Here is an 11163-nt window from a genome sequence, read left to right on the forward strand (position 1 = left end):
GGCTCTATAATAATTGTTGGGGTATCCAAACAATTAGGTTAGTGGTGATATTCTTCTTTTTTGCTTCATGGGCGTAGCCCATGAAGCAAAAAAGAACACGCAACCTACCAATTCTTTTATACTTGAATTGACGAGAAACAAGTAAAAGATTGGGGTTGCGTGTGAGTGAATTTTATCATAGATTTGCCAGGATTGAAAGATGTGCTCATTAAGAAGGTTGAAGAGGTTGATCATGTCATACGATTTTTTGTGGAGGTGGAGCGTAAAGCTCAAAGGTGTCCTAGATGTAGGTCTATCACAAAACGAGTACATGATTATCGAATTCAACGTGTACAACACTTAAAGATGTTTGAGCGTTTAACACAGTTGTATTATAGGAAGCGCAGATATGTTTGTCGTTGTGGTAAGCGATTTGTAGAAAAAAACTCCATTGTAGAGCGTTATCAAAGAACATCGATCGAATGGAATCAAGCTGTTTCTATTCGGGCTATTAAAGGAAAAACGTTTAAAGAAACAAGTGAGATTTACGGTACTTCAGCTACGACAATCGTACGACGTTTTGATCGGATTTCAAAGAATGAGATTCGAAAGATAGAAGAGCTACCAGCGGTCATAGCTATTGATGAATATAAGGGAGATACAAAAGAAGGCAAATACCAATTAATCATCGCTAATGGTGAAACTCGTGAACCACTGGATATTCTACCAAACCGTTCGAAAAAAACANTTAAAGAGTACCTTAGAAAGCATGGTTCACAGGTAAAGATCGTCATTATGGATATGAGTTATTCATTTAAAGCAGCGGTTCAAGAAGCTCTTGGTCGCCCTGTTATCGTGGCAGATCGTTTTCACTTTTGTAGATATGTGTATTGGGCGTTAGATGGAGTAAGGAGACGTGTCCAAAAAACATTTCATGCCTATGATCGCAAGAAGTGTAAACGAATGAGGTATGTCTTTCATAAAGCAAATGATNTATTAACAGACGATGAAAGGTGGCACTTACACAGATATTTAGATATGTCAGATGAGCTAAGAAGCGCCTATGAATTAAAAGAAGCTTACCGTTTATGGTTTGATCGAGCAAAAAAGTTAGGTCCCGAAGACCTTAATCAAGTGAAAAATGAATTGTTTCAATTATACGAGAAGTTTCAAAAAGAGGGTATTTCGGAGTTGTCAAAGGTTGTACAGACGTTTAAAAATTGGCAGATCGAAATCTTAAATAGTTTTGTATACAAGTATTCAAATGGATTTTTGGAAGGGATAAATAATTCTACAAAAGTCTTAAAAAGAAATGCTTTTGGCTTTAGAAATTTTGATCGGTTCCGAGCGAAAATATTATTGTCACATCAGTATAAAAGAATAGGGTCTCATGTCGGATAGTAGGCTTTAGTATAAAACCCTTATCATTTTTCGAGGGAATTCCCTCGAAAAATGATAAGGCCACCAAGCGTAGCGCGGTAGCCTAAGATCTATCTACCCCAACATTTGACGTAGAACCNGAAGGGATAAATAATTCTACAAAAGTCTTAAAAAGAAATGCTTTTGGCTTTAGAAATTTTGATCGGTTCCGAGCGAAAATATTATTGTCACATCAGTATAAAAGAATAGGGTCTCATGTCGGATAGTAGGCTTTAGTATAAAACCCTTATCATTTTTCGAGGGAATTCCCTCGAAAAATGATAAGGCCACCAAGCGTAGCGCGGTAGCCTAAGATCTATCTACCCCAACATTTGACGTAGAACCAAAATTTCTAACTTGGAAACTGTCTAGCTTCAGCGCCCTATCGACTAGAAAGCTTCCTTCGTCTCGTCTACGATAAGTCGAGAACGAAAGTCTAACGACTTTCGACTCTCCTATATCTCACTCGACTCAGTCCAGCTTATTACGTCTAGAGCTGCGGCGCTTGCGCTTTTCTTACGGTGTTATACACTTTTCATGATTTATGTGGAGTTTTCCGATACAGTAGAAAAAGCATCTACATAGTGCAATTGGGTCCGTATCAAAAAAAGCCATACCACTTATCAATGCGTGGTACAGCTTTAAAGGTTTATTATGAAAAATAAGCAACCAAAATTGTGAAAATAAAAAACAAAACGGCCAAAATAACGGTAGACTTTTGAAGAACTGCATCAATTCCACGTGCTTTTTGCTTACCAATTAATTGCTCAGCTCCACCTGAAATAGCACCTGCTAAACCTGCACTGCGACCAGATTGTAGTAAAACAACAATGATAAGTAAAAGAGAAACAATTACTAATAACACTGTAAAAAACGCTTGCACGACATACACCTCCAACGTAAGTTCACATTATTTTAAATTTACCACAATAATTACGAATGTACAAGTCTGTCCCAGTAATATTATATATTAATGAAACAAAAACGGTGACACATACGTAGAACTAGAGTAAGATTGTTACAATTGCCAATATATTCTTAAACTATTTTTTGACCTACACAATCATCATTAAACTTCTTACATAGTAGACTCCGTAACGTATCTATTAAAAAGGTGAATGATCAAAGTATGCTACACTTATAAATAGTGGGTGATAAAATGATCGGTTGCTTATGTATTCATGGATTTACTGGAGAAGCTAAAGAAGTAGAACCCCTCACTAACTTTTTGAAAAAGAAAAGAAATTGGCTTGTTTACTCACCAACGTTACCGGGTCACGGTAGCAGGGATGGCTTAAAAAAAGCGACATTTAAGCAATGGCTCTATGCTGCAGAAGTTGCGGTTGAGGAGCTATTAAATCGTTGCCACAAAGTCTATGTACTTGGATTTTCTATGGGCAGTATGATTGCCACACATATAGCATCGAAATATCCGATTCATAAGCTAGTACTTTTAAGCGCCTCTGCCTATTACTTAAACCCGAAGCAAATAGTCGAAGATATGAAAGGCTGGATTATTGAAGGATGGCGAGGTGAGTTAAGAAGTGATGCCTTGTATAGGCTTTATCGGAAAAAAGTAAAAAACACACCATTGAAAGCTACTATAGAATTTGCCAAAATCGTGTATAATACTAGACCGATTTTAAAAAAAGTAATAGTTCCAACACTAATTGTTCAAGGCGAATGTGATGGACTTGTCCCAGCTAAAAAAAGTGCTGAATATATTTATGAAACAATAAGTTCGACTAATAAACAGCTATATTACTTTAAAAATTCAAAGCACTATATTTGGCTAGGAGAAGAGCGTGAAAAGTTATTATCAATCATTAATAATTTTCTTGAACAGTAGAACATACACGCGGACGGTAAGTCTGAAATAATCGAAGTTTCTACTAAAGCAAAGGTATGATGGAGGTTACATGAAATGAAAGCAATTGCGCCAAAACCATTCACTTTCACAGGAGGGGATCGTGCCGTCTTATTACTTCATGGGTTTACTGGGAGTTCCGCTGACGTTCGAATGTTAGGGAGACATCTTCAAAAAAAGGGCTATACGTGTCACGCCCCTCAATATAAAGGTCATGGTGTACCGCCAGAAGAACTTGTTCACACTGGGCCAGAGGATTGGTGGAATGATGTTGTTGACGGCTATCATTACCTAAAAGATAGAGGTCATGAGGAAATTGCTGTAGCAGGTCTATCTCTAGGAGGGGTATTTTCCCTTAAATTGGGTTACACTTTACCTATAAAGGGAATTATCCCAATGTGTGCGCCGATGCATATTAAGAGTGAAGAAGTCATGTATAGAGGTGTACTTGCTTATGCTGAGGAGTACAAAAGACGTGAACAAAAAAGCAATGAAGAAATTAGAGTTGAAATGGAACAGTTTCAAAAGACTCCGATGACTACTCTTAAATCCTTACAAGGTTTGTTGCAAGAGGTTCGTGACAATGTAGATATGATTTATACCCCAACATTTGTCGTACAAGCCCGACATGATGAAATGATTAATACTGAAAGTGCTACTATTATATTTGAAGAGGTCGAAGCTGAGTTAAAAGAATTAAAATGGTATGAAGAATCTACCCACGTTATTACGTTAGGGAAAGAAAAGGAACAACTACACGAAGATGTGTATAATTTCTTAGAAAAATTAGATTGGGGGGTCTGACCCCCACTGGTTTAAAGCTTTAAAGCGATGGGGGTCAGACCCCCAAAAAGGAGGTTAGAAACATGGATTATAAAAAAAGAACAGAACAGTTGCTAGCATTTATGCGAGAAGAGGCTTACAAGCCACTATCTGTCACAGAGCTAGAAGAAGCGTTCGGGATTGAAGATTCTAGTGAATTTAAAAATTTCGTTAAAGCATTAAACGAAATGGAACAAAAAGGTATGATTGTAAGAACGCGAAGTAACCGATACGGTTTACCAGAGAAAATGAATCTCGTTCGTGGTAAAGTACAAGCAAATGCAAAAGGCTTTGCTTTTGTTATCCCGGAAGATAATATGACAGAAAAAGATATTTATGTGACAAGTGCAGATATGAATAGCGCGATGAATGGTGATGTCGTTTTAGTACGACTTCATCCAAAATCTACAGGGGCTCGTCCGGAAGGGCAAGTTATTCGTATTTTAGAACGAGGGCTTACTCAAGTAGTAGGTACATATTCTGAAAACAAGCACTTTGGTTTTGTCATTGCTGATGACAAGCGGATCCCTAACGATATTTTTATCTCTAGGGAAGCTAACGGTGGAGCCGTTGACGGTCATAAAGTGGTTGTGAAAATCGTAAAGTACCCAGAAGGAAGAATGAGTGCAGAAGGGGAAGTTGTCACGATATTAGGTCACAAAAATGACCCTGGTGTTGATATTCTTTCAATCATTCACAAACATGGGTTACCGCAAGAGTTTCCAGAAGAAGTTATAGAACAAGCGAATGCCGTGCCTGATGAAATTGACCCTGAAGAAATTAAAGGTCGCCGTGATCTTCGGGAACAAACGATTGTTACGATTGACGGTGCAGACGCAAAAGATTTAGATGACGCTGTTAACGTAGAACGTCTTGATAACGGTAATTATAAGCTTGGTGTTCATATAGCCGATGTTAGTTATTATGTAAAAGAAGATTCACCAATTGATAAAGAAGCATTTGAGAGAGCTACTAGTTGTTATTTAGTAGACCGAGTAATTCCGATGATCCCACATCGTTTATCAAACGGTATTTGTAGTTTAAATCCAAAGGTGGATCGTTTAACCCTATCATGCGAAATGGAGATTGCACCTGATGGACAAGTGGTCGCACATGAAATTTTTCAAAGTGTAATCAGGACAACAGAGCGAATGACGTATACGGATGTACGAAAAATTTTACAAGATGAGGACGACGAAGTAACAAAACGTTATGAGCCACTAATTCCATTTTTTAAACAAATGGGTGAATTAGCTGATATTTTACGTAAAAAGCGTATGGAAAGAGGCGCAATTGATTTTGACTTTAAAGAATCAAAAGTGCTTGTCGACGAAGAAGGAAAACCAACAGACGTTGTTATTCGTGAGCGTTCAATTGCAGAACGCTTAATTGAGGAATTTATGTTAGCGGCCAATGAAACGATTGCTGAGCATTTTCATTGGATGAAAGTACCGTTCATGTACCGAATCCATGAAGACCCTGATGCTGAGAAGCTAACGAGGTTTTTAGAGTTTATTACGAATTTTGGCTATGTTGTTCGTGGAACTGCAAACACACTCCATCCAAGAGCGTTGCAAATGTTACTCGAAGAAGTACGAGGTGAGCCAGAAGAAACGGTCATTAATACTGTCATGCTACGTTCAATGAAGCAGGCAAAATATGATCCAGAGAGCTTAGGTCACTTCGGTCTTTCGACGGAATTTTATACACATTTCACATCGCCAATTCGTCGTTATCCTGACTTAATCGTTCATCGTTTAATTCGTAAATATTTAATCGAAGGAAGAACAGATGAATTTACAACAAGCCACTGGGCTGAAAAGCTGCCAGTAATTGCGAGTCATTCTTCTGAAATGGAAAGACGTGCGGTGGAAGCAGAACGTGACACAGACACATTAAAGAAAGTTCAATTTATGGAAGATAAAATTGGTGAACAATTTGAGGGAATGATCTCAGGTGTTACTAACTTTGGTATCTTTGTTGAATTACCAAATACGATCGAAGGGCTTGTTCATGTTAGCTACTTAACAGATGATTATTATCATTATGATGAAAAACAATATGCTATGATTGGTGAACGTACTGGAAACGTGTTCCGTATCGGTGATGAAATCGAAATTAAAGTTATTGGGGTCAATACTGAAGAAGCATCTATTGATTTCGAAGTTGTCGGTATGAAAGCAAGAAAAGAACGTGCACCAAAGTCAAAACCAAAAGTTATCGTAGGTGCTGGCAAACGTAAAGAGCGTGGCAAAGGTAATAGATCTGAAACAAAAAAACCAGATACAAATAAGTCTGCCGAAGACAAATCAAAACGCGGTAAAAACAAAAAGAAGAAAAAGTTTTATGAAAATGCTCCAAAAAACAAACGTAACAAAGGTAAGAAACGCAGTAGGTAAAAAACAAAGCCCCTTGTGGAATTCCAATTCCACAAAGGGCTTTGTTTAGTAAGGTTAACTCCTGTGAGAAACATAATAGAATGGATGGACTTGAGGTGGGTTTATTTTAATGATATTTTAAATCCAAATTGTATTACATAGTAGTCAATGTTCTACTCTTTTTTAATTTGATCCCTTATTAACCCCATCGATCCCTTGATATGTCAAAAGAAAAATGGTATTATTTCATTCTAGGACAACAAAGCTTAAAGCTTGTGTTTTCCTAGTCAAAGGTGTTGTAGAGGAGGTTCTAGTATGGCTAAGCTTGAGGGCAAAGTTGTTGCACAAAATAAAAAAGCTAACCACGATTACTTTATTGAAGAAACGTACGAAACGGGCATAGTGCTTACAGGTACGGAAATAAAGTCAATTCGAGCTGGGAAAGCTAATATTAAAGATTCTTTTGCTCGTATTAAAAATGGTGAAGTATTTTTATGGAATGCTCATATTAGTCCATACGAACAAGGAAATCGTTACAATCACGATCCTTTGCGAACACGCAAACTTTTAATGAAGAAAAAAGAAATTAGTAAACTGATCGGTACGACAAAAGAACAAGGATACACACTTGTCCCGTTAAAAATTTACTTAAAAAATGGTTTTGCGAAAGTATTAATTGGCTTAGGTAAAGGTAAGAAAAACTATGATAAGCGTGAATCTCTTAAAGAAAAAGATGCTAAGCGCCAAATCGAAAAAGCATTTCGCGAAAGGCAAAAACAATAATTACCATTTATGTCGAATGATCTTTGTGCTATAATTGTTTTTGTAAGAGAGAAACACCAACAATTAAATAAAGTTAGTTAAGCATACTTTGCACAAACTTTCTTATAAACAGTTGTCCAACAACTGTCTTACTCAGAGAATTATCTCTGAATCAAAAGGGGACGTTTTGGATTCGACAGGGATAGTTTGAGCTTAAGTTGCGAGTCGAGGGGGTCGGCCTCGTTAAAACGCCAACGCCTATAACTGGCAAAGATAATTACGCTTTAGCTGCTTAATATAAAGTAGCTGCTCCTCCCTCCATCGCCCATGTGGTAGGGGTCGGGGCTCAACTTAGTGGGATACGCCGGCTGTCCACCGTCTGAGGACGAAGGAAGAGATGAACCAGACTAGCATCAAGAACGCCTGTCACTAGGCAGATTTGATTGCGAAACTCGAATATAGTGACTACACTCGTAGAAGCTTAAGTGCCAATATTTCTGGACGTGGGTTCGATTCCCACCGTCTCCACCATACATACGAACATCAACCGAGTAGCCGTGTTAGGCTACTCGGTTGTTTTTATATTTTAAAGAAGTTTTCTGGCTCTATTTTCTTTTCAGGATACAAACTGAATCCCCATCTCTCCAAAGTGTTGAATAATAGTTAGGATATCTAATCTTTTACGTCCAAGATGAGAGATACTTTCAACAACAACCGTATCGCCTTTCTTACCACCTCAAACAACTGATATAAACCACTACGATCTTTAATGGTACCGGTGAACTTTTCCTTTATAATTTTTTCACAGCCGTATTCTGAAAGCATACTAATTTGTCGATCTAAAATTTGTTCGACAGTGTACACGAGTGTAACCAATAATCATATGCCACCCTCCAGAAAGTATGTTTATTTTACATAATAAGAATTTATAAATTTCTAACTTGGAAACTGTCTAGCTTCAGCGCCTACGAGCTCGGTCACTTCAGGCCCTTTCGGAAGCCAAAGAGCGACTTCTGTCAAAGGCCGCCCCAGTGAAGCTACTACTTGGATTACTTCGAAGCGGCTTTGCGACGAGCAAACGGAGTGGCACAGGAGCAGCTGCTCGTGACCAAGGCGCTTGCGCTTTTCTTGTTTTACTTCAGGTTTAATTGTTATAAAGGTATTTGGTAATATTTTTGGTAATCACTTTTGGTAATGAAGAAACTTAATAAAATCAGAGACTAGTAGCATGATAAGAGATTGTTACAAAAAATATGGTTTTTGGTAATGATATGTATTTAAATGACATAAATGTTATTCAGCAAACGGACCATATTCTTGAATAAGAGAAGGAATTATTCGTAAGTAAAATCGATCTATAAGTTATTCAATAACAGGGAGTTTAGTAAATAAGCTAGTTAATGAGAAGGGATTTTAATGGACATCAATCCAAAAATTGGTTATCCTAACAGCGGATCTGTTATCAAACAGAGGAATTATAAATCCGGTGATTGTCTGAAAAATCTGTTTACAAAATACAGAAAAGGAAGGTTCATTCACATGATGGGAATGGAGAGTAAAAAACAAGAAATTATAAAAACTTACCAGTTCGGTCATGCTTGCAAGGCATTTGATATCAACAAAAAGATTTCGGATGGAGATTTTCACTTTATTTTGGAAACAGGAAGATTGTCTCCAAGTTCATTTGGCTTCGAGCCGTGGAAGTTGTCGTGATCCAGGATGCAGCGCTTCGCGAAAAATTAGAACCTGTATCCGGAGGTGCCTAGGGACATCTACCCACTGCGAGCCATTTTGTAGTTATATTGGCAAGATGTAGTCTGGCTTAAAGAAGGTACTACTCCAGAAAAGGAATTAGAAAATGTTGATGACTAGGTTATGCTCTATATGAATAAATATATTAGGTTGTGATTGAACAGAAAAACAAGCAGGATTAAAAAGGAATGGAATTTAAGAAGGAGTGAAAAGCTTGAACAAAACATTTAATAAGTCACAAGAATTAGCAATTGAAGTAAAGAATCTTGTCAAAGAATTTGGTGAAAATCGTGCCGTAGATGGTGTAAACTTAACGATACCTAAAGGGACTGTATATGGTTTCTTAGGGCCGAACGGTGCTGGTAAAACAACTACAGTCAGAATGCTTGCTACACTACTTCCGCCAGATGGCGGCAGTGCAAGTATACTTGGTTATGATCTTGTAAAAGAAGCAGATGAAATTCGCAGTCGGGTAAGCTTGACGGGACAATATGCTTCAGTAGATGAGGTTTTAACTGGGTTAGAAAACCTTATCTTAATTGGTCGGCTCTTAGGTTTTTCAAGAAAGCAAGCAAAGGAGAGAGCGATGGAATTGTTGAATGCCTTCGGGTTGGAGGAGGCTGCAAATCGCCAAGTGAAGAAATATTCTGGTGGTATGCGGCGCAGATTAGATATCGCGGCAAGTATTGTCGTTACACCGGAATTGTTATTCCTTGATGAGCCAACGACAGGGCTGGATCCACGCAGCCGAAATCAAGTGTGGGATATCGTTCGAGCATTAGTTAACTCAGGAACTACTGTATTATTGACTACGCAATATTTAGAAGAAGCAGATCAACTTGCTGACAGGATTGCTGTCATTGATCAAGGTAAAATTATTGCGGAAGGAACGAGTGGGGAGCTTAAATCATCTGTCGGTTCAAGTACGCTACATGTTCGTTTACTAGACCCAAAAGAAAGACAAAAGGCAGAAAAAATACTTGCTCAAAAGCTAAATGTGCCTATTCTTTTTGCCTCTGATCCGACTGCACTTTCAGCACAAGTTTCGGACACGGAGAAGGCAACAGACGCATTAGGAGAATTGATTCGTTCTAATATTACGGTTACTGATTTTTCACTTGGTCAACCTAGCCTTGATGAAGTATTTCTTACATTGACAGGACAACCTCCTTTAGAAGAAGTTGATAAGGAGAATAAAACGGATAAAAATAAAAAAGTCAAGGAGGCAGTACAGTGAAAACATCCAATCAAACGACAGTAGACCAATCGATGACGGATAAAATCCAAAAAGTATTATCCGTACGTACACGTCCGCAAAGACCTAATGGTTTAAGATCTTCTATGACAATAGGCTGGCGTGCTCTTCTTAAAATAAAATACGTCCCTGAACAGCTTTTAGATGTTACTGCATTTCCAATCATGTTCCTGTTAATGTTCACCTACTTATTCGGCGGTGCTATAGCTGGCTCAACAAGTGAATATTTGCAGTTTCTTCTTCCGGGTATTCTAGTAATGACCGTTGTACAGATTACGATGTACACGGGGGTGGAATTAAACAATGATATTTCAAAAGGGATTTTCGATCGTTTCCGTTCCTTGCCTATTTGGCGTCCTTCTATTTTAGTCGGGATGCTCCTTGTGGATTCTGTCCGCTATACGTTAGCATCTGCGGTTATGATTTCCCTCGGTCTTATCATGGGCTTTCGGCCAGAAGGAGGAGCACTTGGTGTAGTTGCTACAGTGGCGCTTCTCATCTTATTTTCATTTAGCTTGTCTTGGATTTGGACGACACTTGGGTTAATTTTACGATCAGAGAAATCCCTCATGGGTGTAAGTATGTTAGTCATGTTCCCATTAACTTTCATCAGCAACGTTTTTGTCGATCCACGGACACTACCTTCCTGGTTACAGGCTTTCGTTGATGTGAACCCAATCTCACTGCTTGTAACAGCATCACGAGGTTTGATGCACGGTACGGCCACATTTGAACAAATTGGATGGGTAATTATAGCATCCGTAATCATTATGGCGATATTTGCACCTATTACGATGTATTTATATAAAAATAAAAAATAATGTGTTCGAGTAATTGGTAAATATGACTGGTATTACCGAAAAAACCTAGTGAGTTAATTCTCGCTAGGTTTTTTCGATTTAGTATTTAAAGTATTCTTATTATACAAC

Annotated in this window: 8 protein-coding genes, 1 other RNA gene and 3 pseudogenes; 10 read left to right on the top strand and 2 right to left on the bottom strand. The window is 38.1% G+C overall.

All coding sequences use genetic code 11. The annotated features are described in order from the left end of the window. The first annotated feature begins 165 nt into the window (after window positions 1-165). Complete coding sequence (locus BKP45_RS10475) at window positions 166-1380, top strand: ISL3 family transposase (protein WP_071389646.1); 1215 nt, start codon at window positions 166-168, stop codon at window positions 1378-1380. A gap of 119 nt (window positions 1381-1499) precedes the next feature. Further along, window positions 1500-1625 (top strand): annotated as a pseudogene (locus BKP45_RS21580) (transposase); the annotation flags it as partial. A 425-nt stretch (window positions 1626-2050) separates the two neighbouring features. On the opposite strand, the gene secG reads toward BKP45_RS21580, so the two are convergent. Further along, complete coding sequence (secG, locus tag BKP45_RS10480) at window positions 2051-2281, bottom strand: preprotein translocase subunit SecG (RefSeq protein WP_071389647.1); 231 nt, start codon at window positions 2279-2281, stop codon at window positions 2051-2053. A gap of 276 nt (window positions 2282-2557) precedes the next feature. On the opposite strand from secG, the gene BKP45_RS10485 reads away from it, so the two are divergent. The 5 genes from BKP45_RS10485 to ssrA all read left to right on the top strand — a co-directional run bounded on the left by BKP45_RS10485 (window position 2558) and on the right by ssrA (window position 7758). Then, on the top strand, window positions 2558-3247 hold the full coding sequence (locus tag BKP45_RS10485; protein ID WP_071389648.1) for an alpha/beta hydrolase: 690 nt from the start codon (window positions 2558-2560) through the stop codon (window positions 3245-3247). A 75-nt stretch (window positions 3248-3322) separates the two neighbouring features. Then, the gene (locus BKP45_RS10490; protein ID WP_071389649.1) at window positions 3323-4069 is read left to right on the top strand and encodes an alpha/beta hydrolase; all 747 of its coding nucleotides are present in this window, start codon (window positions 3323-3325) and stop codon (window positions 4067-4069) included. A 62-nt stretch (window positions 4070-4131) separates the two neighbouring features. After that, window positions 4132-6486, top strand: a complete 2355-nt coding sequence (gene rnr, locus BKP45_RS10495; RefSeq protein WP_071389650.1) for a ribonuclease R — start codon at window positions 4132-4134, stop codon at window positions 6484-6486. 294 nt (window positions 6487-6780) lie between these two features. Then, window positions 6781-7248 carry an SsrA-binding protein SmpB gene (gene smpB / locus BKP45_RS10500; protein ID WP_071389651.1) on the top strand — a complete coding sequence of 156 codons (468 nt, stop codon included), beginning with the start codon at window positions 6781-6783 and terminating at the stop codon, window positions 7246-7248. A gap of 157 nt (window positions 7249-7405) precedes the next feature. Then, window positions 7406-7758, top strand: a transfer-messenger RNA (tmRNA) gene (gene ssrA / locus BKP45_RS10505). A gap of 88 nt (window positions 7759-7846) precedes the next feature. On the opposite strand, the pseudogene BKP45_RS10510 reads toward ssrA, so the two are convergent. Then, a pseudogene (locus BKP45_RS10510) lies at window positions 7847-8110 on the bottom strand (recombinase family protein); the annotation flags it as partial. Between the two features lie 665 nt (window positions 8111-8775). On the opposite strand from BKP45_RS10510, the pseudogene BKP45_RS10515 reads away from it, so the two are divergent. The 3 genes and pseudogenes from BKP45_RS10515 to BKP45_RS10525 form a co-directional block, all read left to right on the top strand. Next, window positions 8776-8990 (top strand): annotated as a pseudogene (locus BKP45_RS10515) (nitroreductase family protein); the annotation flags it as partial. Window positions 8991-9193: 203 nt separating this feature from the next. Further along, window positions 9194-10216 carry an ATP-binding cassette domain-containing protein gene (locus tag BKP45_RS10520; protein ID WP_071389652.1) on the top strand — a complete coding sequence of 341 codons (1023 nt, stop codon included), beginning with the start codon at window positions 9194-9196 and terminating at the stop codon, window positions 10214-10216. A gap of 32 nt (window positions 10217-10248) precedes the next feature. Then, window positions 10249-11055: an ABC transporter permease gene (locus BKP45_RS10525; RefSeq protein ID WP_071390129.1), complete on the top strand. Its 807-nt coding sequence runs from the start codon at window positions 10249-10251 to the stop codon at window positions 11053-11055. Window positions 11056-11163: the final 108 nt, after the last annotated feature.

It is taken from the genome of Anaerobacillus alkalidiazotrophicus (assembly GCF_001866055.1).